This is a genomic window from Campylobacter concisus (genome assembly GCF_003048535.1).
In the GTDB taxonomy this organism is placed as follows: domain Bacteria; phylum Campylobacterota; class Campylobacteria; order Campylobacterales; family Campylobacteraceae; genus Campylobacter_A; species Campylobacter_A concisus_S.
This window is the reverse complement of sequence record NZ_PIRQ01000006.1, coordinates 130,605-157,396: the sequence shown is the minus strand read 5'-3', so window position 1 is coordinate 157,396 and position 26,792 is coordinate 130,605. Positions and strand designations below refer to the sequence as shown.

The 26,792-nt window shown below is 35.0% G+C and carries 26 protein-coding genes; 7 read left to right on the top strand and 19 right to left on the bottom strand.

Features of this window, described 5'->3' with window-relative positions; translation table 11 throughout:
• The 12 genes from CVS93_RS07155 to CVS93_RS07100 all read right to left on the bottom strand — a co-directional run.
• The coding region (locus CVS93_RS07155; protein ID WP_199907246.1) for a type VI secretion system baseplate subunit TssG at nt 1-320 on the bottom strand (320 nt) is incomplete at its 3' end.
• Nucleotides 317-2,035, bottom strand: a complete 1,719-nt coding sequence (gene tssF / locus CVS93_RS07150; RefSeq protein ID WP_107687103.1) for a type VI secretion system baseplate subunit TssF — start codon at nt 2,033-2,035, stop codon at nt 317-319. The genes tssF and CVS93_RS07155, both read right to left, overlap by 4 nt.
• Nucleotides 2,035-2,424: a hypothetical protein gene (locus CVS93_RS07145; protein ID WP_054195920.1), complete on the bottom strand. Its 390-nt coding sequence runs from the start codon at nt 2,422-2,424 to the stop codon at nt 2,035-2,037. Before CVS93_RS07145 ends, tssF begins: the two co-directional genes overlap by 1 nt.
• A gap of 7 nt (nt 2,425-2,431) precedes the next feature.
• Nucleotides 2,432-3,880 (bottom strand): type VI secretion system contractile sheath large subunit, encoded by a 1,449-nt coding sequence (gene tssC, locus CVS93_RS07140; protein ID WP_072595333.1) that lies wholly within the window; start codon nt 3,878-3,880, stop codon nt 2,432-2,434.
• A 2-nt stretch (nt 3,881-3,882) separates the two neighbouring features.
• Nucleotides 3,883-4,368: a type VI secretion system contractile sheath small subunit gene (tssB, locus tag CVS93_RS07135; protein WP_054195918.1), complete on the bottom strand. Its 486-nt coding sequence runs from the start codon at nt 4,366-4,368 to the stop codon at nt 3,883-3,885.
• A gap of 78 nt (nt 4,369-4,446) precedes the next feature.
• The gene (locus CVS93_RS07130; RefSeq protein ID WP_107687102.1) at nt 4,447-5,721 is read right to left on the bottom strand and encodes a type VI secretion system domain-containing protein; all 1,275 of its coding nucleotides are present in this window, start codon (nt 5,719-5,721) and stop codon (nt 4,447-4,449) included.
• On the bottom strand, nt 5,722-6,486 hold the full coding sequence (gene icmH, locus CVS93_RS07125; RefSeq protein ID WP_085658354.1) for a type IVB secretion system protein IcmH/DotU: 765 nt from the start codon (nt 6,484-6,486) through the stop codon (nt 5,722-5,724).
• Nucleotides 6,487-6,494: 8 nt separating this feature from the next.
• Complete coding sequence (gene tssK, locus CVS93_RS07120) at nt 6,495-7,889, bottom strand: type VI secretion system baseplate subunit TssK (protein ID WP_107687101.1); 1,395 nt, start codon at nt 7,887-7,889, stop codon at nt 6,495-6,497.
• A 1-nt stretch (nt 7,890) separates the two neighbouring features.
• A complete protein-coding gene (gene tssJ, locus CVS93_RS07115; protein ID WP_085658356.1) occupies nt 7,891-8,358 on the bottom strand; it encodes a type VI secretion system lipoprotein TssJ in 468 nt (155 codons plus the stop codon).
• A gap of 250 nt (nt 8,359-8,608) precedes the next feature.
• On the bottom strand, nt 8,609-8,893 hold the full coding sequence (locus tag CVS93_RS07110) for a hypothetical protein (protein ID WP_107687100.1): 285 nt from the start codon (nt 8,891-8,893) through the stop codon (nt 8,609-8,611).
• On the bottom strand, nt 8,893-9,093 hold the full coding sequence (locus tag CVS93_RS07105) for a hypothetical protein (protein WP_107687099.1): 201 nt from the start codon (nt 9,091-9,093) through the stop codon (nt 8,893-8,895). Before CVS93_RS07105 ends, CVS93_RS07110 begins: the two co-directional genes overlap by 1 nt.
• 256 nt (nt 9,094-9,349) lie before the next feature.
• Nucleotides 9,350-9,682 carry a hypothetical protein gene (locus CVS93_RS07100; protein WP_159071529.1) on the bottom strand — a complete coding sequence of 111 codons (333 nt, stop codon included), beginning with the start codon at nt 9,680-9,682 and terminating at the stop codon, nt 9,350-9,352.
• Between the two features lie 1,414 nt (nt 9,683-11,096).
• On the opposite strand from CVS93_RS07100, the gene CVS93_RS07085 reads away from it, so the two are divergent.
• The 6 genes from CVS93_RS07085 to CVS93_RS07065 all read left to right on the top strand — a co-directional run bounded on the left by CVS93_RS07085 (nt 11,097) and on the right by CVS93_RS07065 (nt 18,975).
• On the top strand, nt 11,097-13,238 hold the full coding sequence (locus CVS93_RS07085) for a site-specific integrase (RefSeq protein WP_107687095.1): 2,142 nt from the start codon (nt 11,097-11,099) through the stop codon (nt 13,236-13,238).
• Nucleotides 13,239-13,375: 137 nt separating this feature from the next.
• On the top strand, nt 13,376-14,572 hold the full coding sequence (locus CVS93_RS07080) for an ATP-binding protein (protein ID WP_107687094.1): 1,197 nt from the start codon (nt 13,376-13,378) through the stop codon (nt 14,570-14,572).
• A gap of 346 nt (nt 14,573-14,918) precedes the next feature.
• Nucleotides 14,919-15,086: a hypothetical protein gene (locus CVS93_RS09775; protein ID WP_155463265.1), complete on the top strand. Its 168-nt coding sequence runs from the start codon at nt 14,919-14,921 to the stop codon at nt 15,084-15,086.
• Nucleotides 15,087-15,095: 9 nt separating this feature from the next.
• The gene (locus tag CVS93_RS07075) at nt 15,096-15,851 is read left to right on the top strand and encodes a disulfide bond formation protein B (RefSeq protein WP_084110008.1); all 756 of its coding nucleotides are present in this window, start codon (nt 15,096-15,098) and stop codon (nt 15,849-15,851) included.
• A 9-nt stretch (nt 15,852-15,860) separates the two neighbouring features.
• Entirely contained in the window at nt 15,861-16,748 is an 888-nt protein-coding gene (locus CVS93_RS07070) for a hypothetical protein (protein ID WP_107687093.1), read from the top strand.
• Nucleotides 16,749-17,220: 472 nt separating this feature from the next.
• The gene (locus CVS93_RS07065; protein WP_107687092.1) at nt 17,221-18,975 is read left to right on the top strand and encodes an ATP-dependent nuclease; all 1,755 of its coding nucleotides are present in this window, start codon (nt 17,221-17,223) and stop codon (nt 18,973-18,975) included.
• Between the two features lie 154 nt (nt 18,976-19,129).
• Here CVS93_RS07065 and nrfD read toward each other — a convergent pair whose 3' ends face one another.
• Genes nrfD through CVS93_RS09840 form a run of 7 tightly spaced genes read right to left on the bottom strand, consistent with a single transcriptional unit; the run spans nt 19,130 to nt 25,345 of the window.
• Entirely contained in the window at nt 19,130-20,017 is an 888-nt protein-coding gene (gene nrfD, locus CVS93_RS07060; protein ID WP_107687091.1) for an NrfD/PsrC family molybdoenzyme membrane anchor subunit, read from the bottom strand.
• A 10-nt stretch (nt 20,018-20,027) separates the two neighbouring features.
• The gene (locus CVS93_RS07055) at nt 20,028-20,666 is read right to left on the bottom strand and encodes a molecular chaperone (protein ID WP_103631105.1); all 639 of its coding nucleotides are present in this window, start codon (nt 20,664-20,666) and stop codon (nt 20,028-20,030) included.
• Nucleotides 20,667-20,676: 10 nt separating this feature from the next.
• The gene (locus tag CVS93_RS07050; protein WP_012140509.1) at nt 20,677-21,228 is read right to left on the bottom strand and encodes a 4Fe-4S dicluster domain-containing protein; all 552 of its coding nucleotides are present in this window, start codon (nt 21,226-21,228) and stop codon (nt 20,677-20,679) included.
• An 11-nt stretch (nt 21,229-21,239) separates the two neighbouring features.
• Nucleotides 21,240-23,531: a molybdopterin-dependent oxidoreductase gene (locus CVS93_RS07045; protein ID WP_084110003.1), complete on the bottom strand. Its 2,292-nt coding sequence runs from the start codon at nt 23,529-23,531 to the stop codon at nt 21,240-21,242.
• A 22-nt stretch (nt 23,532-23,553) separates the two neighbouring features.
• Entirely contained in the window at nt 23,554-24,447 is an 894-nt protein-coding gene (locus CVS93_RS07040; RefSeq protein WP_103628520.1) for a hypothetical protein, read from the bottom strand.
• A gap of 10 nt (nt 24,448-24,457) precedes the next feature.
• Nucleotides 24,458-25,168, bottom strand: a complete 711-nt coding sequence (locus CVS93_RS07035) for a disulfide bond formation protein B (protein ID WP_084110001.1) — start codon at nt 25,166-25,168, stop codon at nt 24,458-24,460.
• Nucleotides 25,169-25,177: 9 nt separating this feature from the next.
• Complete coding sequence (locus CVS93_RS09840; protein ID WP_169748866.1) at nt 25,178-25,345, bottom strand: hypothetical protein; 168 nt, start codon at nt 25,343-25,345, stop codon at nt 25,178-25,180.
• A gap of 296 nt (nt 25,346-25,641) precedes the next feature.
• On the opposite strand from CVS93_RS09840, the gene CVS93_RS07030 reads away from it, so the two are divergent.
• Nucleotides 25,642-26,790, top strand: coding sequence for a hypothetical protein (locus tag CVS93_RS07030; RefSeq protein ID WP_107687090.1), 1,149 nt, complete (start codon nt 25,642-25,644; stop codon nt 26,788-26,790).
• Nucleotides 26,791-26,792 lie beyond the last annotated feature (2 nt).

Genomic DNA, 26,792 nt, shown 5'->3' with positions numbered 1-26,792 from the left:
GCATAATTTTTTAAACTAATGCTATCAAAGAAAAGCCAAAGCAAGTAATTGTCAAAAAAGTCAAAAAATTTCTCAAAATTATTATCGCTACTCTTTGAGATCTTTTCTAAAATATAGCTTGTAAGATGCGAGGCACTTCCCAAAAGACCCATAAAATTTACGACAATTTTTACTGCATCCTCTTTATTTAAGCTCTCAAGCTCATTAATCGGATAGGCAAAACTTGGGCTATTTTTTAAAAAAATATCTCTTCTATCGTGGTGCTTCAGGCAGTTCTTTATTAATTTAAAAAAAGAAGCTTGATTTAGTTCTTTGTTCATATTAATTTTTTTGTACCACCTAAAAAGTCATAATTAAGCAAAATTTTACTCTTTATACACTTTATTTTAAGCTCGCAAAATGAATTAATTGATGCAAATTTTGATAAAAATTTAGCCAAATTTATACCTAAAACATAGACATTTCCTATACTCTCAAATTCACTTTCATCTATATAAAATATACAGAGCAACCCTCTTTTTGCAAAGCCTTGATCAACTCTATAAATTTGCTTCGTTTTTATATCATAAAGCGAGTTGGCAAATTTTTTAAAAAACTCATCATCTGACGCGCTAAAGGTATTAAGAAGTGCTAAAAAAGAGCCCTTCTCTAGTATACTTTGATAGCTAAAAGACAAGATACTAACTAGTTTCCAAAGAAGATTTCCATCTATTTTTACTCGCTTTACGCTAGTTGGAATGGTTAAATTTTTAGTTGTTACACCTTGGTGGGACAAAACTCTATCTATCTCGCCAAGCTTTAGATTGCAAGGTAAATCACCATTGCAGCAAAACGCATCTATGCTGATGGTTTGATCTTTAGAGTCACTTTTAAAAAAAGAAATTTCTTTATAAGAGTTTAGTTTTATATCTGTTTTATTGCTGACAAAATAATAATCTTTTGCTCGCTCATCATTTAAAAATTCAAATCTCTCAAAACTTTTATAGTTTTTTAATATCCTTTTTTCATTATTACTACTATGGGCGACCACCTTAATGATTGAAACAATTTCATAAGCATCGATATTTGAGCGATCTAGAAAAATTCTATATTCGCTTCGTCTATTGTTATTTAAAATAGGCTCGGCACTCATTGCAAATAAATTTATTGCAGGCGTAACAAAAAGAGAAAAATACTCTAGCCTTGGTACATATCCACTTGGCATATCTTTTGAAAATATGAATTTAATATTAAAGCTTTTTGCAGAAAAATTTTTAAGAAAGCTAAGCCCATTTAATCGCACAAAATTTAACTTTGAAGGAAAAAATGATAGCTCTTTTAAAAGCTCAAATGCTTCAAATCCAAACTCATCACTCTTTATCAAACGCTCATCAAACTCATCTAAACTAAGTTTATCAGGGCTTAACTTTATCTCTTGATCGCTATCTTCAAAACTTATTGTAATAAATTTCAGGTAATTTTTTAGCCACATTAAGAGTGTAGAAGAGAAGTAAACATTATCTCCAAGATATAAATTTAAAAAGTCTATATCAAGTTCTTTTGTGCTAAGCTCGTCCTTTGTAACGCTTATATTTAAATTTAGAAGATAATCACTCTTATTGTTTGACATAAAAGCTTTTGTTATCTTTAATGGAAGCAAATTTATGTCAAAGATTGTTTGAAATTTACACGTTATGCCATTGATCTGCTTTGACTCAACTATACTTCCTTTTGGTATAAATTCTTTTACCCCAGAGAAGTCATCTCTTAAGGTAAATTCTTGCATACAAACTGATGGAAAAGGATTTGTATAGCTTGGCATTAATATATTTACTAAAGACTCAGCGATTAGTGGGATATTTTCATCTAGTTCTTGCCTGATCCTAGATGTTAAAATAGCCATATTTTCTATTATGCTCTCAACATCAGGATCTTTGCTTTTAGTATCTAAAAAGGGTGCTACTTTTGGAAAATTTTTAATAAAAAGGGCTCTTGTTTCATCAAGATATGCCATCTCTTTTTGAAAATAAGCTAAATTATTTTCATTATAATCCATTATAAAATCTCACAATATCTATTGTTTTTAAAAATAACTTTTAGCAAATACTCTTTGAAATTATCGTTTTTATGCTTGTAGTTTATATTAAAGATAATACGCCAAGGCTTTAGTGAGTCATCGTATCCGATAGATGTTACTTCTATTCTATTCTCATTTGAGCTGATTAGTTCATATATTGCCATACCAAGTTTATGACCAAGCTCGTTTATCTCAACACCCATTGACCAAAGATCGATAATACTATCATTTAATCGACCGTAGTTACCGAGTCTAGAGTTTAAAATGGTATCAATGTGATCTTTTATGTCGCTGTCTAGATCTTTAAAATATGGACGTAGCTTTGATTCATCACTAAATTCATATAAAATTTTATCTATCAGCGACATAGTAAGCTTACTCTTTGTCTAGTTTTCCGACCAAAGAAAGCTCGAAATTTGCTCCCATAAATTTAAAGTGAGGTCTAGCCAAAAGCTCTATTTTGTACCAGCCCGGCTCGCCGGCTATATCGCTAACGATAACCTTTGCACTTCTAAATGGCCTTCTGCTTCTAACATCTGCTGGTGGATTTTCCTGATCCGAGATGTATTGTCTTAGCCATTCATTTAAGCCGCGCTCAACATCACTACGCTCTTTCCATGTACCTATCTCTTCTCTTTGAAGTACTTTTAGATAATGAGCTAAACGAGAGATCAAAAATACATAGGGTAGTTGAGTTCCGAGTCTGAAATTTGTCTCAGCAGCTTTACCTTCTGGAGTATTTGGGAAAATTTTAGGCTTTAACGCAGAGTTTGCTGAGAAAAATGCAGCGTTATTGCTATCTCTTCTTAAGGTAAGAGCGATAAATCCATTTTCTGAAAGTTCAAATTCTCTTCTATCTGTGATCAAAACTTCGGTTGGAATTTTTGTTTGGATACTTCCATAATTTTCATAAGTATAAGTTGGAAGGTCCTTTACAGCACCGCCACCTTTTGGCCCAATAATATTGCCGCACCATCTATAATCAGCAAAACTATCTGTAAGCCTTGTAGCAAACGCATAGGCCCCATTACCCCAAAGCATATCATCGTGATTATTTACAGTTTCTCTATAATTAAAGCTCTTTATAGGATTATCTTCTGGCACATAAGGAGATCTTGTAAGAAATCTATTTACCATACATCCTGTGTATTTTGCATCTTCATTTTCTCTAAAAGTTCTCCATCTTGTATATTGTGGGCCTTCTAGCATGCTTTTTAGATCTTTTATATTTTCAAGCTCACCAAAATTATCAAGTCCGAAAAATTTAGCAGAAAGAGATGTAAGAAGCGGTGAATGGCTCATTGCAGCAATTGATGACATTTTATTTAAAAAAGTCATATCTTGATTTGATTTATCTAGCTCATAATCAGCCACTATCGCACCAACTGGCTCACCACCAAATTGTCCATATTCAGCTGAATAAATTTGTTTATAAAGTGTACTTTGAGTTATATCTAGATTATTTTCAAAATCATCTAAAATTTCTTCTTTTGTGGCGTCCAAAAGATCAATTTTTACATTTTCATTAAAATTTGTTCTCTCAACCAAAAACCTAATTCCACGCCAAGTTGATTCTAGCTCTTGAAAAGATTTATTGTGTAAAATTTCATCCATTTGAGCAGATAAAAGGGTATCGATGTGGGCTATCATCTCATCAAGTGCGAGCTTATTTATTTTATCTTCAGCATTATTTGTTGTTATTATATTTGAAATAAACTCAGCAACTCCTTGCTTTACAACGCTATAACTCTCGTCATCTTTTGAATATTTACTCCTTTGCATTATGCTTTCAATGATAGGAGTTTTAACTTTAGTTTCAGACATTTTTATTCCTTATCTTGTTCGTCTTTAATCTCTAAAAGAAGTTGTTTTCTACTATCTTCATCTTTTATAGCTTCTAAAACCGCTTTTCTAAAATCAGGCATATTGCCCATAGGACCTTTTAGCGCAACTAAAGCTTTTCTAAGCTGCAAAAGTTTTTTTAGCTCAGGAATTTGATTTATAATATTATCTGGATTAAAATCATGGATGCTTTCAAAATCAAGGTCAATATTTAAATCTTCATTGTTAGAATTTAGCTTATTTTTTACAGAGAAATTTGTATGAATATCTAAGCTTTTCATAACCTGATCAAAATTTATTTTATTGATAGAAATCACTTCACGATCTTCAAGTGGAGTTTGGTTTTCACCAGTTAAATTTGCAACTACCATAAGTTTTAATGGAAGCTCTACATCAGCCTCTTGGTCATTTGTCTTAGTTTTATAAACTATATTTATGCGTTCTTTTGGTGGGATTAGATTATCTGCCATAGTAACATCCTTTTTTCATAAATGATTTAAGAATTATATTTAAATAAAATTAAAGGTGATTTAAAAAAACATATTTTATCACACAAATGTTTTTGCCTTTATATATATGTCTGATAAATAATCTTTAAGCTCGGTATTTTCTATAAAATTAACTATTTGTGCATAGGTAGCTTTTGCGTTATTATTCATGCCTTGTGCAGTAAAAATTTTTGATAATTCAAGCATAAAATTAAGCTCACTTTGAGCACTTGAAGCATGCTTGCTTTTGTCTAGTTCTTTTATTAGATCTTCAAAACTCATATCTTTTTTACTATCACTGCTAGAAGTAAATTCCAAAGAGTTGCTTTTAATAAAAAATTTATTTATATCTTCGCCAAAAAAAGCTTCTCCGCTTTGAAATTTGAGCTTTTTTATATCTGGAAATTTATCAATAAAATTTAAAACCATATCGCAAATAAGATCACTTTGCCTTGCAAGTCCAGCACTATTTAAAAACTCGCAAAATATCTTAATGCCTTCTATCCAAAATGGGTTAAGTGCTAAATTTCTTATAAATTTTTCTAAAATATCAAGGTTTAGTCCGTTGCTTTTTTTAAAAAGCATAATCAGATTTTCATCAGGATAACGTATCTGTGTTATTTGATCGCTACTTGATGGAAGCGCCTTTATCCTGCCCCACATTGCTTCAAAAATTAAAGCATAAGCGGTAAAATTTTTAATATCACTCTTTAAAAGTATTAGTGATAAATTTATAAAATATTCTCTAAATTCTCTATCATTAAATGTACTAATATCATTGCTGCTAAACGAAACGCTTTGATGGTAAGTTGGCTCAGTTTTAGCAATTACTTTTGGCTCTTTAGCTTTTAAAATTTCTTCTTTTTTTTCTTCTATATAAAGTGTATCAAAACGTGTACTAAGCTCTTGCGAAAGCTCAGGCACAAGGTCATTAAACGCTTTTGCGTCAGCTTGATCCAAAGCTTTATCATTAGCTTGCGTAAAAAGCTCTATAGTTTGAGCTATTATCTTTTTTTTAGCAGGTAGTTGTTTTTCATTTTTTGCAAGTAAATTTGGCTCTTTTTTCAAAATAGATAGAAAAAAGGCAAAGGCTTTTATAAGTGTCTTAAAAGCCTCTTTGTCATTTAAATTTATAGCAGAAATCGCTAAAAAATTTAAAAGCTTAGCATCAAGGCTAAACTCACTTAAGGCTTTTAAAGATGAGCTAAATACATAATCCCACTTTATGCTATCATGCATCAAAGTTTTATACTTTGACATTTCATCAGTTAAACTAATATAAAGCTCATTCTCTAAAAAATCTTCATTAAATTTATTACAAAAATTATCTTGCACTTACTTGTTATCCATAAAATTCTCTATCTTATTATTTAGAACGCTATCGTTTCTGATATTGTTTTGATCCATAGAATATGTACTATATAAAAATGCAGCTGCAATCATGGCAATAGCTAGCAAAATGAAATAAAATTTTAAACGCTTTAGCGAAAATACCTCAAGAAAGCTTTTCTTTGTCTGTTTTAAGTAACTCTTTTCAAATACATTTTCATCGGCCTTTATGAGCGGAGAAACGGCCGCAGCTATATTTTCACAAAGATAAGAGATTTTTTCATTGCAATCTTCTTGGGTTTCATATTTTCCTTTATAACCAAGCACCAAACAAGCATATATAAATTCTAAGAAATCTTTATTTTTGCCAACATTTTCAAACCACTTATCCATAATGCCAAAGAATTTATTTCCGCCTAGATTTTCATTAAAAAATCTTGTTGTCAGGGTATTATTGGCCCAAAAGCTGTTCATAAAAATTTCATTTTTTAGCAAGCTCTCATCTATAAAAACACAAAGGCAATATCTAAGCCTAATAATATCGTCTTCCTCGTAAATGCCTAGATTTGATATCTTTGAAGTAGTGCTTAAGATATCGTTTATCAATTTTTCACGTAAATTTGCCATTTCACTTTGTGAAAAATTTTGTAATTTTGAAACCCTATTTGCCAAAAGAAGTAATGGCAACACGTGATCTAGTGCAAGATTTGTGCCAAGGCCTAAAAGATTTGTTTGACTTAAAACTGAGGTTTCATTTTGATTTTCGTTCATTTTTATCCTTATAATAAAGCCCACATTTTAATGTCAGCATTCGGTAAATTTGCCGTTATATAAACGCTAATCACATTTTGATTTGCAAAGCTTTTAAAAATTTCATCTTTCTTGTCTATCTTATAATAGATATAATCGTTTAACTTCGGTAAAGTACTAGGAACAACAGAAATTTGCTCTACGTTTATACCTCTTAGCTGTGAAGAAACTATGCCTTTTATATTTGATTGAGTATGGATCTTGCATTGCTCTTTGAAATTTTTAAGAAGATACTCATTTTTCGTATCGCTGTGAATAGCAAAATAAATTTCTGAGTTTTCAATAATGCTTGGATTATCAAAAATACAGTCATAAAAGCCGTGATTATTTTTAACAATCTGTGCCATTATATATTTTGGAGATAAGATATGTGAGAATAAAAGTCTTAGATTATTTATCAAAGGCACAAAAGTTTGAGTTAGGTTATTGTGATCGTAGGCTATAAATTCGCTAAAACTATTATCGTGACTAAGTGCCAACAGATCAGCCTGAAAATCAACTAATTTTTCATACAAATACTCTGGGTGAAATTTATCTTTCTTTAGTAAATAAGAGAATATCAAATGCCATTTTTTTAGCATATTTAGTGTTAAATACGTTGAAAAATCAAGTCTATTTTTAGCTTGATCAACACCTCCTAGCAACCCAAAATAACTCTCTTGATGTTGCTTTGTAGCAAAGCTAAGCTCCTCTATAAAATTTGTTATGAAGGTATTTTTACTGATGTTAATACAAGTTGGAATAAATTTTTCGTCAAGTGTTATTTGCTTATTTAGGTCTATATTTTTTATTTTACAAATTGGTATGCTAAGCTCGTAAGGCATCTTTGAGCCAAATACTCCAAGAGATGATCTTTGGCTTGCTAGGATTAGATTTTCTTTATCTTGTGTAAAGGCCGAAGATAGTTCAAAATCATCTTTATCGTCTAGCTCGTTTAATATATCGTTGCTAGCTTCATCATGCACTCTTGAGCTAATAAGTGCTTGCTTGGCTGTAAATTTTAGATTTGGTAAATTATTTTGCAGGCTAATATCGACCAGACCTGAGCTAATAGGTAGTTTTAACACTATAATGGCTGAGTTTAGTTCGCTTGGGCTTATCTCAAGCGGTTCTGGTAATTCATCTTGATCTGGCGCATTGAAAATCGTGCCATCTTGAGAGATACAAGAAATTTTAGTTAGCCCTACTTTGCCTTGAAGCAAAAGATCGCTTGAAATTTCTAAATCTAAAACACCGTATAAATTTGAAAAAGAAGAGATGGTTTTTAGGTTTAAATTTCTCTCAAAATATCTTTCTTGTTGCTCGAAATGAACCTTATCAACGTTCATTCCGTTATACCAAACGACTTTTAGCTTTTCAGACATTTTATTTGCTTGCTTGTATTTTAGAGCTACTAGCGTCTAAAACATTTACGCCATTTTTTGTTATTTCAAAAACTATATTTTTTTCTTTTATCTCTTTTGTAGCTTTGTAAGCCTTGATATTTGTCTTGCTCTGATCAGCATAAAGTACCAAAATGCCAACATACGGAACTTCGTCAGGATATACATTTGTAAAAGCGTATCTATTTGTATTTGGCTGAATTTGTGTTTTTATAGAGTCAATCTTATCATAGCCTAGTATTTCACCATTTTTCTCGGCTAGATCGATAATGCTAGCTTCTTTAAATTTAGCCACATCTCTTAATTTATAAGCTATGATAGTTATAGGAACATTATCGCCATGATAGTTTAAATTTGAATTTGGCATATTGCTTATAATAAGATCTTTTGCACATCCTGTAAGAAATAGCATAAATACTAAAAAAGATAGAAATTTAAATATTTTTTTCATGAGTTCCTTTACCTGATTTTAATAATATTATTTTTGCGTAATTATATCTAAAAATTTAAATGATGCCCATTTTAAAATTAATGTTCTTAAACAAAACTTTTATATCGGTTCTTATTCTTTTTTATCGTCTTTGTTGTTTTTATTATCTTTACTATTCATATTATCTGTAACTGCCTGTACTATTCCAGTAAATATACTTGCCCCAGCTTCAGCCCCAGTCCGTAAATCCTAATTGCCTGCTTTTTTATGTTTATCCTCTTGTGGCATTGTAACCAATCCACATTATAAATACAAATATAGCCTGCATCAAAGAGACGCCGCCTATCGTGACGTCCATTTCTTTCAAATTCTTTTTCGAAAAGTCACTCTTTTTTATGCCGTTTTTTATCATAAAATATACATTTGTAAGTATGATTAATGCGGCTACAGCATCAATATAATATTCTCCGAAAAGAAGTTTTAGGATTATTATACAAATAGCACCTACTATAAAAAATGCTATTGATCCAAAAAATACAATCCAATTTTTCTTCATTACTTATCTGCTTTTTTCGCTTTATCTTTTTTGCTTTCTACACTATCTGCAATAGCTTGTCCTGTTGCAGTAAGAAAATTTGTTCCTACTTCTGCTGCAGTCTGCAAATCTCCATCGCCAACTTTTATGGTTTTACCACCTGTTCCCGCAAGACTGCCGAACAGTCCATAAAATCCACCAGCAAAACCTTTTCCGACCACTCTCTCTGCATCTACATCTTTTGATCTGTCTTTAAGCTGAGAATATAGCTCGGTAGATGAGTTAACAAAAGCGCCTCTGGCTATTGCTGAGAATAAACCGCTAGCAGCTCCGCCATATGCACCGCCTAATGCATTTATTACTACTTCTGTATGGTCAATATTTTTAAAACTATAGCCGTTATTTATATACTGCGATCCAATATCTATACCTACGCCTATGGTGGCGCCTGCTACTATACCCGGTGTTTTTGAGCTATCATAAAAATTTAATATCTTTTGTTACGTCTTTTATTAAAGTACTAGGACTGCTTTCCGAAGCAGAGAGCTTTGGTTTAGAGGCTGTCACTAAATAACCTTTATCGTTAGTAATTTTATAAACCTCTACCGGTTTATTATTTTTACCTAATTGTTGATATATCACTTTATTTCCCGTTATATCCATACTATGAGCTACATACTCTTTACCGTTATGTCTTAATATACCATCACTACCTAATTTTCCGCCTTTTGGTGTATTGGCTAATAGTTTTTCGTTTATTCTTTCAGTCATTCCTATTTTAAAGATATTTTTAAAATTTCTATTTATCACCGCTGTTTTGTTTATTTTTTAATTTTACATTTGTAAAATTAAACGAATTCTTACTTTTTTCAAATTTAGCTTTTTGCTTCTTTTGTTTTTAGGGTTTCTATTTTGTGGTTTATCTGATATAAATTTTTCAGGTTGCAAAGCCCAAAAAATCACACCAATAGTAGAAATCCACGAAAAGATACAAAAATAAACTAAATATCCATTTGATTTGTAGATTGTGAATTTAACGAGAAAGTAAAAACAATAACAATAGGAATAAAAAATGATATACCTATTTTTAAAATTTTTATATTTTTAGATTTATTATAGATTATATAACAATGGCGAATAAACTTAAAACAAAAATATAGTACAAGCAAACCCAAAAAATATAAGATAATCCAAGCAACTAATGGGTGATGATTGGCTAAATATACGATTAAATCTACGATTTTATATTGAAATTCTCGCCAAAAAGCATTAAAAAAATCATTCATTACCACTACCGCCAATAGTATTGTCTTTTATTGTATTGCGAAGTTCATAATTTGCTCCTTGAAAAATTGTATGTCTAAAAATATTTCCACTATTTTCTATCATATTATTTAATAATTTATTTCCCTATTTATTGATTTTGTATTTAAGAAATCTCTCCATTGTTTTGATATTGCCCCAATTGAATGCTTTACTTCTCGCAAAATTTGAGAAATTTGATGCATATTTGGTATCATTGTCTCTATTTTTATTTATATCCCTATGATCTTGTATATCCATCAATCTTTGGTTTTCATGAGTTATGGTCTTTACCAGATCTTTCGTATCGGTTATGTTTTTGAAATTTATATAGCTGGCGCCGGTTTGCAAACTCGTATAACCTTTTATTTCTTCGTCATTATACCCTCTTTCATTTTTTGTACGTAAGGCTGTGCGGTATAGTCTTTCTCAAAGTTTTCTTGAAAGCCTTTAAGAAAATTCTTTACAAAGGCTCTACTATGAAGCTCTTCATCTTTACCGTTAAGCTTACTGAAGCTTAACTATTGGCAGTAGCTGGATATTCCTTGGGGTATTTTAAAGGTGACCTAAAATAAAAGCTAGAAGCAAAAATTTAAAACAAATTTATTTTATGGTATTAAAATGGTATTAAAAAGGTGATGACTTTATAATCATTGGAATTTTTAAGAGGCTGTCCCACTTTAGTAACTAAGTGTTCCACTCTTAAAGGAAATTTTAAAGAAAGGGAAAGAACAAAAGCATCACTGCTAGTGCCTAAAATAGGATGTTATGGTGTCACGGGGGAGACTTGAACTCCCGACCTCCGGCTTATGAGGGTTTAAAAATAAACCTTGTGTAAGCACCAAAAAGACGGCACACAGCCAGTTTCACACTAAATATCTGCTACATTTTGCTACAAAGTTATATTGCATAGGTAATAAAGATGCAATATCTAGTCAAACGAAATGGTATATACTACTTTAGATTAGCTATCCCACTATATCTAAGGCCTTATTTTGGTAATAAAACCGAATACATAACCTCCTTCCTCACAAAACGCTTTGATACAGCAAAAAATCGTGCTAAGATCTACTCTATAATTTTTAACGCGATCAAAAAGGCATGGAAGATGAATTTGAGCAGCGAACTTATAGAGCACTTGGTGCTTATGCTTTTAAAAGCCAAGGAGGCCAAAAGTATCAAAGAGCATGATATGCTTGGCGGATATATAAATTTAGATGGACTACTATCACTAAATTTGTTTTTAAAACAGAGTTTAAAAGAAGATAGCTTGCCCAGTGTCATATCAAAAGAGGTTGATGAGATATGTAAAAAGCTATCTTGCACTGATCCTCACACCAAAAAGCTTCTTGGCAAAAGAGTACTTGAGGCAACGATAGATAACATAAATCACATATCATATAAGATGTGCAAAAACCAAAAGCTATTAAATGATGAGCAACAAGCATTTGTGCCACTTGGTAAAAAGCGCAAGAGTGCAAATTTAGATGATAATACTAAAGACGAGATAGCAAAAGGCGTTAAAGAGGCTAACATAGATAGCTATCAAGACGACATAGAGACTTTAAAAAAGCAGAATTTGGTGCTACCTTTTACTAAAAAATCTCTAAAACGCTCTATTTGTGATCTAACAGATACTATAAATGAGCTAGCTAAACAAAAGGGTGCATTAACAAACAATGATATATTGAGAATATTTGGCTGTGAGCTAATGCCAGATGGAGATAGCGAGCTAAGTGGTGATCTAAAATTTGGGTATGGAAATTTAAATGATCCTACCTTTGGTGGTCAGGTAAAGCTATACAAGGCAGATAAATATGAAGATAAGGGCATAGTTTTAAGTGGCATTGAGGCTAAAGACCTTGCGATAGATGATACAAGTGATGCTAGTGGCATGACTTTCAATGAAGCTATAAATTTCTTTCAAAAGCTCTTCTCAAATAGAGCTAGAAGCTTTAAATCACAGCTAGTCTCATCTACTAAAAGCGACAGTAAAGCTGACATGGTCACGCTAAAGAGTGCATTTGAAAACTATGTATCAAACACGAGTATTTCAAACAACTGGAGTGATAGCACATTTGGTCTTGTTAGACATGTAGGACGGCTAATGTCTATGAAATTTGGTGATGGGCTAGATATCAAAAAGATAAAAAGAGATGACTTGCTAAATTTCAGAAATGTCTTACTACAACTACCAACCAAACTCTCTCAAAATAGTCTCTATAAAGATAAGAGCTTAGATGAGATCATAGCTTTAGCAAAAGATAAGCCAAAAATTTCTAAATCAACCATTAAGAAGTATATTGTTAGAGTTAGTGAGTTTTTTAAATACTGCTACGATAGCGACTATATAGATAAGAACCCAGCTGTGGATCTACAAATAAATTTAAACCAAGATGACGTTACAAATAAAAATCCTTATGAAGATAGTGACGTAAATGCACTTTTGGATATTGTTAGTAAGATTAGATCAAGTGGCGATACTAAAAGTCAAAGAATAAGCAAAGATGAGCTATTTTTCGTTACTCATATAGCAGCTTACTCTGGCATGAGACTAAATGAGATAATACAGTTAAACACAGATGACATAGTCGAAAAATACAACATAGTATGCTTTAGTTTAAATACAAAAATAGATGTAAAAACAGGCAAGAGTAAGACTTTAAAGACTAGAAACTCTGTAAGGATAGTTCCTATCCACTCTAAGCTAAATAGCATTGGGCTGTTTGAATTTATAGAGAGTAAAAAGAAACTAGCTAAGCAAAGTGGCAAAGCAGTTAGGCTATTTAATTGTGATAATAAAGACTTCTCTGAATATTTTAGAAAGAAGATCAATACTAAAGTTATAAAAGATGATGATAAAACAAGGACATTTCACTCATTTAGACATACATTCATAAACAAGCTCATCCAAAGTGGCCAGAGGATTGAACATATAGCTGCCCTTGTAGGGCACGAACAACAATACAAGATCACTATGAATACTTATGGCGAGCCAGTAACTCCGAAAATTCTAAAGGATCTAGTTGAAGAGGTAAATTTTTATCAAGGAGGGGAAGAGTGAGTGCTTTTTGATTGTAAATGTATATGGTCATTTACAATAAAAAAGGGTTTATGCTTTTAAGATTAACCATGTTTGTAGTCTATCACACATATTTTTATGCTATAATTGTATTGTATTACATAATTCAGGGATAAGCCATGCTAGATCAACTTTTTTTAAAGAGCAATGACCTTATAAGGTTAAACAACCATAAATTTAAAAGATATTTTATAGATTCTAAAGATTTATCTCATAGACTTATCGTTATCCTAGGACAAAGAGGAATAGGCAAAACAACTACATTGGCTCAGCTTGCCAGTAAAAACAAAGATAGTCTTTACTTAAGCCTAGATGACATAGAGATATCAAACGATATAACCTCGATTATAAGAGAGTTTGTATTAAATGGTGGAAAGCATCTATACCTAGATGAAATTCATAAAAGCAAAGATATATCGGCCGTATTAAAATTTGCCTATGATAATTTTAAAGAGTTAAACATAGTAGCTACTGGCTCATCTGCTCTTGAAGTACTAAAAAACTCTCATGATTTAAGTAGAAGAGCAATAGTGTATAAGATGAGCGGAATGAGCTTTAGGGAGTATCTAGGGCTAAGGTATGGTATAAATTTAGAAGCGGTTGAGCTTACAGATTTACTCGCAAATCATCAGGAGATAGCTGTTGATATTATTAATGCCTTAAAACAAAAAGATCTAGCAATCATTAAGCTTTTTAGAGAGTATCTGAAGGTAGGCTACTATCCATATTATAACGATATGCCAAATGATACTGCCTTTTATCAGACTCTAAAACAAAGTATAGAAGCTACGATAGATAGCGATCTTTTAAGCATATATCCAAATTTAAACGGCAACACGGCAAGAAAGCTAAAGATCTTAACTCATGCCATAAGCGCAAACGTCCCGTATCAGCCAAATTACTCAAGCCTAAAATCACTTGTAGACATAAGAGATGATAGGACACTAAAAGAGTACCTTGCTATGCTTGATAGTGCCGGGCTTATTAGGCTTCTCATGAAAAACGAGTTAGCTATAAAAAATATGGATAAGGCGGACAAAATTTACCTTGAAAATACAAATTTAATGTATCTAAATAATCCCGATATGGGCAATGTGAGAGAAACTTTCTTTGCCAATCAGCTTGGAAATATCACTGAAATTTACTCTGGTAAAAATGGAGATTTTATAGTGGGAGAGTTTGTCTTTGAAATAGGTGGAGCTAAAAAGAGCTTTGAACAGATAAAAGATATGCCAAATTCGTATATAGCAGCTGACGATATTGAAGTCGGGGTTGGAAATAAAATTCCACTTTGGCTGTTTGGGTTTTTATACTAGCACTACTTTGGCAATAAACTATTGCTAGTATAAAAAGCAATTGTGGAAAAATCACCTTGACTCAAGACAAATTAAGCGTTTAGTTATGACTTCATCTTACTGTTTGTTAAATCTCTTATTAATTTCAATTGCACAAACCTACAAGAGCAAAATCAAATTAACACTCCTGAAATAAGTTTAAAATAAGCTTTAATATAAAAAAATTATTAGTAATATATATTTTAATAGCATAAAAATATAACAAAAAAATATATTTATACTTGTAAAAATATATTTTTTAATGTATATTTAATAAATAAAAGCCTAATATTTTATGATATTAAATTTCAGCAAGAAAGGAGAAAACATGGAATTTTTAATGGTTCTTATGTTTTTCGTCGCAGCTCTTTTGCTGTGGCTCAAGCCTGAGAAAAAGCGCGCGGTTATGGGCTTTGGTATTGCAGGTGTCGCGATACTCGTCATCATGATGGCATGGGTAAATAAATTTGCCGTCGTGCCTATGGGAAATTTCTAGGAGCGAGCGATGGAAAGTATGCAAGATAAAATGTCTCAAAGCTTCACCCGCAGCACCGAAATTTCTGCGGGCTGGGGCGATGATGAGAAGCTATTTTTCAACCTTTTTGCCCTCGCGGCGCTCGCTCTCATCGCTTTGCCGGTAGGTATCGCATGCCTTGTTTTGGGCTTTGGTATGGGCGATAGTCCCTGCATTATGTGTTGGCATGAGAGATTTTGCATGGTAGCGATCTCGTTTATGGCGCTAGTTATCGTTAGATACGGCTTTAAGGTCAAATACCTCGCTGCAATCCTCTTTTTAGCGTGCCTTGGGCTTTACGACGGCTTTTTACACTATAGCCTTGACGGCACTGGCGGCGGCTACCTCGACATCAAGCAGGGCTTCGGGCTTGAAATTTTAGGCGCACACACGCAGTTTTGGGTCGTAGTGGTACATTTTTGCGTCATTATATTTTTGGGTGTGATTTTGCTGCTAGGCAAAAACGTAGGTAAAATAATGCAAAAAAGTGAAGAGGGCGCATACGGCGCGGTTTTACCCAAATTTGCGCTAGGCAAGATAGCCGTGGTGGCCTTTGCTATCATCATGGCTTTTAACTGCGTCCAGGCTTTCATCACGGCAGGCCCTCCGCCCTATCTAGCCTCCGCGACGCCTTCGCGCATGAGCATCGATCCGTCAAAGTGGTTTTGGGAGCTTGATCACTGGGAAGAAACCGAAATTGATTTTCGCGAAAGCTGGAATCCAAAACTACCGAATTTACCGAAGTGAGGTCGCGATATGAGAAAAATTTTAACCTTAACCCTTTTGTGCGCTGCACTGGCGCTGGGCGGCGAGTTTAATCTAAGTCCCGCGGACGGCGCCGTGACAAATTTGACTCCGCTTCGTAAAAGCGGCGAGATAACACTAAATTTGAAAAACGATAATCCCGTCGCCGGGCTTGACTACGACGAAGCGAGCAAAAGCTTTTTGGTCGGTACGCTCAAATTTGAGCTTTACGAGATGGATGACGAGCTAAAAACCGTAAAAAGCTATCTGCGAAGCACGCCCGATTGGATCATCCAGATGGAAGACACCGTCGCTGCGAGCTTTTTTAAAGGCTCGATCGGCGCGATGAGCTACAACAAAACCTACGAGTTTTTTAAACCGGCGCCCAATCAAAGTAAAGAGGAAGCGAACAAAGCGTGGCGCTATCTGCACGATGGGTACGAAAATTTCACGCTTGATTTCAAAGACCGCTACTCCACCGTGCGTGCCAAACAGCAGTATATCCTAAGCTGGGATCACTCGGACTTTTACGGCGAGTTTTTCATCGCGAGCGTGCCCGATGACATCAAGCAAAGCTGGAGCGTGGCGAGCTTTAGTGACGCCGATAATCTGCTCTCGAGCGAGTTCGTGCCTAGCTTTGACGAGACCCTCGGTGTAAAAGAAGGCAGAGACGTAAGCGACTACTATGTCACGGGTATGGATGCGCAAGGCGAGTTTGTTTATCTGCTTTCAAAGCAATACTCAAGCATCCTAAAGCTCGATCCGCGCAGCAGAAAGATCGCAGAGGTTTATAGCTTTGAAGGCGCAAACGACGCGCATGCGCTAGCTATCAAGGACGGCAAATTTTACGTCGCGACGAGAGAAAACGGAGTGAATAAAATTTTCGTTTTTGAGAGGTGAAATTTAAGCCGTCTTTGGCGGCTTAAATTTTATTTTTACTCTCTGTCAAATTTATATTCACATGCTCACCAAAAACTATAAAGCAATTTTTGATGTTTTTCTTTTTACTAAACTCTTAAGACCCCATTCGCTATAATGTCACAGTAAATTTAACCCAAAAGAGGCAAAACGAAAGAACAAATTCTAAAACTGCCACTAAACTTGGAGCTGATGAAAACAGGCGAGATTGCCCGAGCGCTAAACGCGGACAAAAAAGCAGGTGTTAAAAAGACTATAAAAATCCCAAAAGACGATGTCAAAATAAGCTTTCCCAAGAGATGCTATTGTTCTGGGGCCTAAATTTAGCGGGCGCAGCAAAGTTTGCTAGTTGACGGAAATTTGCCATTCCTCCAGCTATTCAGAAAAATAGGATATGTTGGTGGGACATAATGAGGGAGATAGTGTTTGTATAATTTGAAATTGAGGAGTAAATATGAAAATTAAAACACTTGAAATAAAAAATTGGCGCTCTATTAAAGAGCTTAAAGTTACGGCACAAGATTTGATGATTATTATTGGACAAAATAATCATGGTAAATCTAATTTATTATCAGCTATTCTATTCTTTTTTGGCGAAATTAAACATCAAGACTTAGATTTTTCCCAAGGAGCAGAAGATCTTTTTGTGGATATTGAGTTTTCTGAGCTTGATGATCAAGACAAGAAAACTTTTGAGAAATATGTAACCCAACAAGAAACAATTAAAGTCAGAAAAGTAGCTTATTTAGGAGGAAGTTTTGAATACAAAGGATGGATACAAACTTGTTTGGAAGATTATTTAAAAGAAGAAAATGCAGGAAATTATACGAGTCGTGAAACCGCTAATAGCTTACCCTTTTACCCATATTTACCACCTACTGGAAGATTAAGTAAACAACAGATAATAGAAGCACAACAAAAGTATATTCAATCAAATATTAGAAATCTAACTTTTAGCTACGAACTGGAAAAAACAAATTTTATGGGGCTTAAATCTGTTGCAAAAGGGATTTTTGGGGAAGTTTATTTCTTGCCTGCAATAAAAAATGCTGCGGATGACTTCGCATCAAAAGATACCAGCGTTTTCGGTAAATTACTGGGAGAAGTCGTGGAAACTATGTCTCAGCATAATGAAGATTGGCAAGGAACAAAACAACAATTAGCTAATTTATTCTCTAAATTCAGTAAATACATTAATGGAGTTGAGAATACAGAAAGACCAAAGCAATTATCTGATTTAGAGAATGAATTATCAAAGGAATTATTATCTTGGAATGCTTATTTTGATATTGAATTGAATATTCCAGATATCGATTCTGTTCTAAAATCGAATGCTTCAGTATGGATTAATGATGGCACACGCACGGATATTGCTCGTAAAGGACATGGTTTACAACGTGCAGTAACAATTGCGTTAATTCAGTTAATCGCAAAACGCCAGTTGCAATCTAATCAGGATTCTGAAACAACAAATCGAAAAGTTTCAAAATCTCGCTATTTTATTTTTGAAGAGCCTGAATTATATCTACATCCACAAGCACAAAGATCTTTATTTGACAGTTTTGTTGAATTATCTACTAGTGGAAATCAAGTCATCTTATGTACGCATTCGAGTAATCTTATTAGTATTGATAAATATAAATCTATTTACATTATTAAGAAAGAAAATGAGCAATATGGTAGTAAAGTAACTCAATGCGAGGAGGATCTATTTGATGGAAACCAAAAGAATGAATGGAATTTGTCTTATTGGATTAATCCAGATAGAGGTGAATTATTTTTTGCTGAAAAAGTTATTTTAGTTGAAGGACAAACTGATAAAGTGATTCTTCCTGCATTAGCAGATAAGTTGGGAGTGTTCAAGCATAGTTATACTGTTATCGATTGTGGTTCAAAACAAAATATTCCTTTATACATTAAGTTAATGAACAAATTTAAGATTCCATACGTTTCGGTATATGACAAAGATCATCAAGAAAATAAATCAGAGCAAGCAATAGGTGCGGCAGATTCTGCAACCAAAGCAATTTTAGATGAAATAAATAATGAACTAGGCTTATCTGTAGAGCTTGTAAACGATATTGAGCAGGAGCTTGGATATAATTGCGGCAAATCAGGTAAGCCATTTCAAGCGTTAAAACATATTAAATCTAGTGAGTTCCATATATCAGAAAGTTTCGCTGAAAAAATTAGAGTAATTTATAAATAAAAATAGCTTATCAATAATTTTCAGGTGGCCTATTTAAAATCAAGAGTCGCTTAACGCTACGTCGCTTTTAGCAATCCATCTGAAATTGCATTTTAAAGCTAAATTTAAAAAGGTCGGACTTTCATCCGACCCAAGTATCAGAAAAAGGGAGAAACTAAAATATATATACCGCGCCGAGTACGATAAATGCTCTTAGGCAAAAGCCGCCCACAAGCACGCCGTATTCGTTATAAACACAGCTTTTTACCTCCTCGCCACCGTGCGCGCAGACACTGCCGTCCGCATTCACGCTGCAGCTGCGAAGCATAAATTTGCTTCCGCCTAGCAGCGGCAAAGCAAGCCCAAACACGACAAAGCCTATCCAAAACATCGGCGCAAGCGAGCCGCTGACTATCTTAGTCACGCTAGCCATGCCCGCAGCCTCGCTTCTCACGCTAGCAAATAGCGCTAGCACCGCAACAATCTCAAGTGCGACTAAAACGACGTGAAATTTATGCGCGCAGTGGCTTAGCCCGTGCCCCGCATTTAGCGTAGCGGCGGCATTTGCGCTAAGCCCTGTAGAGATCGCGGATATCGTAAATAAAATCGGCAGCCACACGCTTGCCCAAAGCGGGATCGCCTTTACGACGTAAAGCAGCAGCCCCGTATATCCCATCACTCCAAGCGCCAAAATAGCTCCGAGCGTGAGCATCATATCGCAAATTTTACCACTCTTCTTGATCTGCAAAAGCACCAAAACGCTGACTACGATGAAAAACGTAAGTAGATACGTACCTATGCTCATCATCGAAACCGGGCGCGTATAGAGCTGTAAAATTTTAAGAGGATTTATCGCGGCGCTCGGTGCCAAGTCAAATAGCAAAAGCGCAGTTCCTATTATTACCGCAACGGGTGCTAGCAGAAAGCCGAATTTATAAAATCTCTCGTTTAACGAGCCCAAAAAGCCCTTATAAGCCAAAGCCGAGCACAAAAATGCCCCGGCGCCTAAACCGCCCAAAAATAGATAGATGACTATGAGCCATCCCCAAGTTGTTTGTTCCATTATCTATCCTTTAACTCTTAAAAGTTAGAAGAGCTCTTGATTGCTCTATCTCGTTTTCAAGATATAAATTTAAAAAATCAGCAAAGCTCACATAAGCTTCTAAATTTGTAGCTTCCTTACAGCGAGAGCTAAATTTATAAAACCACTCAAACGGATGAGTGCGGATGAAGTCATATTTTTTATGTAAAATTTCATCCATTTTCTCTTTTTCGTCTGCTTGTAAGGCATTGAAACTTAGAAAGTAAAGGTATTGCAGCTCGTATCCGATGAAGTCATCTGGAAATTTATCAAACTGCTCTTTACTAAGCTTTAGTCCAGAGCTTTCATAAAAGCTTCGTACCTGCATAGTCTTCTCGCCAAACATCGTTTTATAATCAAAATAAACCGACTCATATGGCTCAGCTTTTGGGTGTCTTGGCCCTACAAAAAGCCTATTAAATTCATATCTTAGCTCGTCTAGCAAATTTAGATCATCTTTACACTTATTTAGCCAAAGTATGAAGTCGTGATTTTTAAATTTATCACTAAAATTAAGGCTTAGGCTTATGAGCTCATCTAAATTTTGCTCTCTAAGCTCCACTAAGAAAAATCGCCTTAAAAAGTCTTCAACACTAAGGCTAACACTAAGCTTTTCTTTGACCTTATCCATCTTTTACTCTTTAGTGTATGAATTCATTTCGCTTCATTCTTGGATAAAAGCGGATATTTGGCTTGGTAAAGAAGTGCTTAAAGCCTGGCATCTCTTTTTGCATACCAGCGCTATCGCTGACGTTGCTATCAACTAGTTTTAGTACTCCACATGGACAGCCCGCCACACAAGCTGGTTCTTCGCCACGCTCAAGTTTTTCAGCGCAGAGATTGCACTTTTGAGCCTTGCCATCTTTGCCTTTTGTGATAGAGCCGTAAGGGCAAGCCATCAAGCAGTATCCACAGCCTATGCACTTATCATGAAGTGGCTGTACGACGCCATTTTCTAGCTTGATATAAGCCCCAACTGGGCAGACATCCATACAGGCTGGCTCGTCGCAGTGATGGCAAGAGTGAGTTATAAAGATCTCTTTTTCTATGCCATCTTCATGTATCATAAGACCATCAACATGTCTCCAGTTTATATCTGGATCTTGGTTGTGATAGACTTGACATGAAATTTCACAAGCCTTGCAGCCTATACAAAAGTTATAATCAAATAAAAAACCTTGTTTTCTTTTCATCTTAGACCCCTTTACATCTCTTGTTTAGCTGCTTTTTTTACTTCACAAAAGCTAGCTGTATAGGTTGAGCCATTTCCTAGGTCACTAACGCCATCAGAGCAAAGTATATTTGCCCCAGTTCTTGATTTAGTCACTTTTACCCAGATGTTGTTCCACGCATAGACTATGCCTGGGTTCATTTGATTTGTCTCGACTGCTGTAAAGACGGCTGTTCCCTTTTCATTTGTTGCCTCAACTGTGTCTCCGTTTTTGATACCGCGAGCCTCCATATCTTCACGTGTCATAAATAACTCAGCATTGCCTTTAACGATAACCCTTTTTAGGATATAAGGCATATTGCCCCAGTTTGAGTTGTCTTGGAGCTGAGTACCTGGCGTCATGAAATAAAGCGGATATTTTTTGAGATAGTCTTTTCCAAATTTATTGCTCTTTTCATAGTAGTCCCAGTCAGTTTCAAGGTCTATTACTGGATGATATCCTGCGTCTTTAAAGGTTTGTGAGTAAAGCTCGCATTTTCCACTCTTTGTACCAAATATTAGTTTGTCTTTTGGTGTATAAGGGTAGTACGGGAACTGATCTTTCATCGTTTCAGGCGTTCTAAATGGCTTGATCCAGCCGACTGATTTTAGTTTTTCATAGGTGATGTTTTGTTTTTTGGCAAATTCTGTATCCAAAAAGCGTCTGCAAACTGTTTCGCTATCCCAGTTAAAGCACTCTTCTGTATAGCCCATCGCTTTTGCAAGAGCGTTGAAGAACTCTAAATTTGTCTTAGCTTCGCCAAGAGGTTTTACACTTTGAGCGTTGTAACAAACATATCCAGAAATTTGGTCGTTTTGGATATCCTCACTCTCCATAAATGTAACACCAGGTAGCACATAGTCAGCATAGTCGCAAGTATCGATATCATATGGATCAAGGACAACTAAGAAGAAGTCATCGTCCATTATGCGTTTTTTGATCAAATTTGTATTTGGCGCTGTTACCATTAAATTTGAGTTGTAGTTGATACATGCTCTAATGACCGTGTTTATAGGCTTGTCAAGATATGTTGGATTTTCTTTTTGTATGCCTTTACCAAATTCTATATAGCTTACTTGCTGTCTTTCTATCTTTTTGCCATCTTTATCTTTTGGAGATAGGTCTGGCATACAGTTGTCGAAATTAAAGCAGCCTTTTACATGCACATATGCCCAAAATAGTCCGCCACCAAGCTTTGTCAAGGCGCCAGTTAAAACTGGTAAAAATGTAACCGCACGAACAAGTCTTGCTCCGTTAAAGTGTCTTTGTCCGCCGTCGCCGTGCATGATAGCTGGTGCTTTTGCGTGAGCGTACTCTCTAGCAAAGACTTTTATCTGATCCACACTTGCTCCGCACATCTCAGATAGCTCGCCATAGGTATAGAGTGAGCACTCGTGCACTAGATCTTCAAAGCCTGTTGTGTATTTTTCTACAAATTCATGATCATATAGATCTTCTTCTATTAAAAATTTACAGACCGCTAGACAAAATGCAGGGTCACTAGATGGTTTTAGCTGGATAAACATATCAGCTTGGTTTGCAAGAGGAATTCTTATCGTATTTATAACGATGATCTTTCCGCCTCTTTTTTTAACGCGGTGAGCAAATCTTATCCAGTGTACGGCTGTGTAAGCTTCGTTTGATCCCCAGCTAATGTACATATCACTCTCATCGATCTCAAGTGCATCTTTTGAGAAGTCAGTACCTATAACGCTAGGAGTACCCGCGTATCTTGGCCAGTCACAAGGGTTTCTAACAAGCCTTGTGGCTCCATATTTTTCAAAGAAATTTCCCGGTGCGATAGTTTTCGAGATATGTCCTTCGTTGCCAGAGTAGACAAACTCAGTCAAAGCCTCGCCGCCAAATTTCTCTTTTATCTCAGTTAGCTTTGCGGCTATCTCTTTTAGGGCTTGATCCCAGCTTATCTTTTCCCATTTTCCTTCGCCCTTTTTGCCGACTCTTTTCATAGGGTGCATGATACGGTCGGCGTTATATAGGTGCATGGCGTAGGTGTGACCCTTGACGCAGACTGTGCCTTGCGTTAGAGGGTGTTTTGGATCGCCTTTTATGCTTACCATTTTGCCGTCTTTGATCTCAGCGATCATCGAACAGGCATCACGGCAGTTTCTAGGACAGGTTAGGTAGTGGTACTCTACATTTTCCTCGTTCTTATAGGATTTTGGGTTAAAATCCACCTCAAATTGCTCCATACCAAATAGACTAGGAGCTGTTCCAGCTGCTGCTAGAGCTGCTCCGGTGCCTTTTAGGAAAGAACGTCTTTGCATGTTTTCTCCTTAAATTTGATGGCTATTTCATCTCAAAGATAAAAACTTTATTCTCTTTGCCTTCTCGTGAGAAGATGTAAAATTTATTATCTTTGATCGCTAATGCTCTTGGGTTATTTACCCCACTAAAACTAAACGCCTCGTCTATCTCTTTGGTGGTCAAATTTAACTTTAAAATAGTTGAGAAATTTTTGCTTAAAAGATAGAGCGCATCGGGCTCTACGTCAATGCCAGTAATGTAGTAGTTGTTTAAATTTCTACCCTCTTTTAGCTGTAAATTTGCTCCAGCTTTTGGTACAAATTCTTCTAAGATCATCTTATCGTCGCCGTCAAATATAGCGACACTCCAGTAGTCTCTAACGTCATTTGGCACGCTAGCTGTGAAAAATTTATTCTCACTTTCTAGGTAGTCCCAGCCTAAGATGTACTGCTGTTTTGATCTAATGGTAGAAAATCTGCCCTTGTTACCAAGGTCATTTAGCTTCCACGCGTCATATCCAGCCAATAGGTGCCTCCACTGGCTATTTTGCTCATCTTTACTAAGGTTGCTAGCTGGCTCATAGAAGACAAAAGTCTTGTTGTAACTTATCATGCCAAGCTCTTTTTTGTACCAAGTAGCTCCGACTGTTGCTTCCATCTCCATTATAAAATGGCGGTCGTGCTTAGCATAACTTAGAGGCTTTAAATTCTCATCTGCGATGTAAAATTCATTGTCGTTTGAGACAAGAGCGAACTGCTTTTTGCCTTCATCGTAGTCAGCTCCAGTTATTGCATTATCATTTTGCAAATTTAGAGTGAGCGTATCTTTAAGGCCTAACTCTTTTATGTTTTGGATAGCTCCATTTTTGCTATCCATGTCAAAGCTAAAACCAAAAGCAAGGCTTGCTAATGCGATAAAAAATATTATCTTTCTCATCTTTTACTCCTTACTTTACTAGGTCTGGAAGCTCAGGGTTCCAGTCAAATCTAAAGTCAAGTGAGCTATCCCAGTGGTCTTTTTCCCAGAACCATTTTGAAGGATCGATGCTCATTCTAGGTGGTGTGCTAGATCCTAGATATGGTGGTGGACCAGAAGCTATAAAGGCTTGAACGCAGTTTGCAAGTATGATCACGATAAAGACCAAATTTGCAAATTTGCCAAGTGGCAAGTAGCTTAGAAAGTCGCCGTATTCGCCATTTGAGCTTTTTTGCATTATAAGGCCTAAGTTTTTGCTAAACAAAAATATAAGAGCCAAAAATATGATCACACAAAAATCAACAACCATAACCCAAAACTGAGTGTGGGCACCTAAAATTTCAAGGCCAAAACCTTGTTTGATGTCAAGATAGCCACCAAATGTTCCATCTAGGCTGTAGTGGATAAAGCCGTTAAATATGCCCCAGCAAGCCATTAGTAAAAGTGCTGCCAGATAGCCAGGCTTTAGTCCGTACCTGATGATGAAAAGTGCTATTAGGCTGATAGCTATCATCGTGATCCTCTCGGCCCAGCACATTATGCAAGGGTTATCACCTAGTCCAAAGCCAAGCACCAAGCAGGCGATACCAACTGGAAGTGCCACAAGAGCGGTGATGGCTAGTGACATAAGGTTGAAAAAGCCTTGTTCGTTTGCTGGGATTTCATTTTGTTTCGTTTGCATCTTGCCCTCCTAAAAGTTGCCTATTGGCAAGACTACCCATAAATTTACGTAAAACTCTAGTGCAACCAGTATTACGCACCCCAAAGCCAAGCAGGACGTTGCTATTTTTTTCATCTGCGGCTTTATATATAAGATAAGACCACTGATCAGAAATAGCGTCAAAATTAGAAATTCCATTTTGAGCTCCCAATTTGTAAATTTTAAAATCTAAGCATGCTTATCTGAGAAAAATAATATAACTATATTTATTAAATTTAGTTTAAAAAATATATTTTTATAGCTAATTTCTACTTTATAAAATAAAAATTTGTAAATAAAAATAGATTTATACAAAAATATTTTATATAATTAATCTATATTTAATTAAATTAATATTAATTTTTATAGAATTATTTTTATTAGTTAGTTTGTAAATTCAAATTAGCTTAAAGAATAGTTATGTAATATTTTTGCAAAGGTAAAAAGGGGCAGTAATGGAAAATATATTTTTAGAATCATATGATGTTTTTAAGGTATGTAAATCCCCAAGCAAATTAAAAATTTATGATGAATTTTTGCAAAATAATAAAAGGTACTCTATAACGCGTTGCTACTACGTCATCGTGGTGGATAATACATTTTTAACCTACTCACATCTCATGGTCTATGAGCAGCTACTCTATCTTTTGTACTCACAAAATAAACTAAAAAATGGCGACTTTTCACTCACCCTTAAAAAAGCAGAGCTTGCTAAGAAATTTAAAACAGATATCACAAAAAGTGCCACCGATACGATAAAGTGCTTTTATGAGATGCAGGACGTGAAAATTTCGATCTTTGTTAAAGACAAGATCGAAAAGCAGATGAATATAATCGAATTTATAGATGCAGAGCAAACCGACAAATATGGCGAGCTACAAGATGAGATAAATGTTAGGCTAAATCCAGAATTTGTAAAGCTTTACCGCTGCATCTATCTTGATAAGATCGAGTATTTAAATAGCTTTGATATAGAGCAAGGTAGCTTCATAAGATACTTCATGCAGCACGAGCTAGATGGTGGCGTAAGAAGCTCGGCTATTATCGATAAAATGGGCGTTTTAAACTATCTCTCTTTTGCTTATAAAAAGCGCTTTGAGCAAGAGGTGGCAAATGTTAGCTTTTATTATAAAAATGAAAAATACGAGATAAAAGATGGCTTTGTAGTAGTCACAAATCACGAAAATAGAGTGATGGATAATCAAAATGCCTCTATTGAGCTTTTTGGTCTTATTTACGAGCAGATCACTAAAAACTGCACCAAAAACATCGTACTAAATGACGCAAATTTGCAAAATTATTATGCTAGATTTGGTAAATTTGAGACAAATCAAACAATCTTTAAAATTTTTAGCAACATGGAGCTCATGCTAAATCACTCAATGCAAAAGGAAAATACCAAAATTTCTTTCTTCTCTCACTTTTTTGAAAGCATAGTCTGCAAAAGAGATACGGAGCTTGAAATTTTGATCGAGCTAAATCAAAAAGGCTTTGAATATATCATCTCACGAAGTGCAAATTTGGACTTTTATAACGTGGAGTCGGCTGACTACGGACTTACTTCATATCCAGCTAGCTCTTGTGCTGTGGGTGGAAATTTCTAAAT

Coding starts and splice junctions, on each gene's coding strand:
- CVS93_RS07050 (WP_012140509.1), bottom strand. CDS start 21,228: ATGAAAAGAAAACAAGGTTTTTTATTTGATTATAACTTTTGTATAGGC.
- CVS93_RS09775 (WP_155463265.1), top strand. CDS start 14,919: ATGGAATTTTTAATGGTTCTTATGTTTTTCGTCGCAGCTCTTTTGCTG.
- CVS93_RS07080 (WP_107687094.1), top strand. CDS start 13,376: ATGCTAGATCAACTTTTTTTAAAGAGCAATGACCTTATAAGGTTAAAC.
- CVS93_RS07145 (WP_054195920.1), bottom strand. CDS start 2,424: ATGTCGCTGATAGATAAAATTTTATATGAATTTAGTGATGAATCAAAG.
- CVS93_RS07075 (WP_084110008.1), top strand. CDS start 15,096: ATGGAAAGTATGCAAGATAAAATGTCTCAAAGCTTCACCCGCAGCACC.
- CVS93_RS07085 (WP_107687095.1), top strand. CDS start 11,097: ATGCAATATCTAGTCAAACGAAATGGTATATACTACTTTAGATTAGCT.
- CVS93_RS07110 (WP_107687100.1), bottom strand. CDS start 8,893: ATGAAGAAAAATTGGATTGTATTTTTTGGATCAATAGCATTTTTTATA.
- tssK (WP_107687101.1), bottom strand. CDS start 7,889: ATGTCTGAAAAGCTAAAAGTCGTTTGGTATAACGGAATGAACGTTGAT.
- CVS93_RS09840 (WP_169748866.1), bottom strand. CDS start 25,345: ATGGAATTTCTAATTTTGACGCTATTTCTGATCAGTGGTCTTATCTTA.
- nrfD (WP_107687091.1), bottom strand. CDS start 20,017: ATGGAACAAACAACTTGGGGATGGCTCATAGTCATCTATCTATTTTTG.
- icmH (WP_085658354.1), bottom strand. CDS start 6,486: ATGAACGAAAATCAAAATGAAACCTCAGTTTTAAGTCAAACAAATCTT.
- tssB (WP_054195918.1), bottom strand. CDS start 4,368: ATGGCAGATAATCTAATCCCACCAAAAGAACGCATAAATATAGTTTAT.
- tssC (WP_072595333.1), bottom strand. CDS start 3,880: ATGTCTGAAACTAAAGTTAAAACTCCTATCATTGAAAGCATAATGCAA.
- CVS93_RS07070 (WP_107687093.1), top strand. CDS start 15,861: ATGAGAAAAATTTTAACCTTAACCCTTTTGTGCGCTGCACTGGCGCTG.
- CVS93_RS07030 (WP_107687090.1), top strand. CDS start 25,642: ATGGAAAATATATTTTTAGAATCATATGATGTTTTTAAGGTATGTAAA.
- tssJ (WP_085658356.1), bottom strand. CDS start 8,358: ATGAAAAAAATATTTAAATTTCTATCTTTTTTAGTATTTATGCTATTT.
- CVS93_RS07040 (WP_103628520.1), bottom strand. CDS start 24,447: ATGAGAAAGATAATATTTTTTATCGCATTAGCAAGCCTTGCTTTTGGT.
- CVS93_RS07055 (WP_103631105.1), bottom strand. CDS start 20,666: ATGGATAAGGTCAAAGAAAAGCTTAGTGTTAGCCTTAGTGTTGAAGAC.
- tssF (WP_107687103.1), bottom strand. CDS start 2,035: ATGGATTATAATGAAAATAATTTAGCTTATTTTCAAAAAGAGATGGCA.
- CVS93_RS07045 (WP_084110003.1), bottom strand. CDS start 23,531: ATGCAAAGACGTTCTTTCCTAAAAGGCACCGGAGCAGCTCTAGCAGCA.
- CVS93_RS07035 (WP_084110001.1), bottom strand. CDS start 25,168: ATGCAAACGAAACAAAATGAAATCCCAGCAAACGAACAAGGCTTTTTC.
- CVS93_RS07065 (WP_107687092.1), top strand. CDS start 17,221: ATGAAAATTAAAACACTTGAAATAAAAAATTGGCGCTCTATTAAAGAG.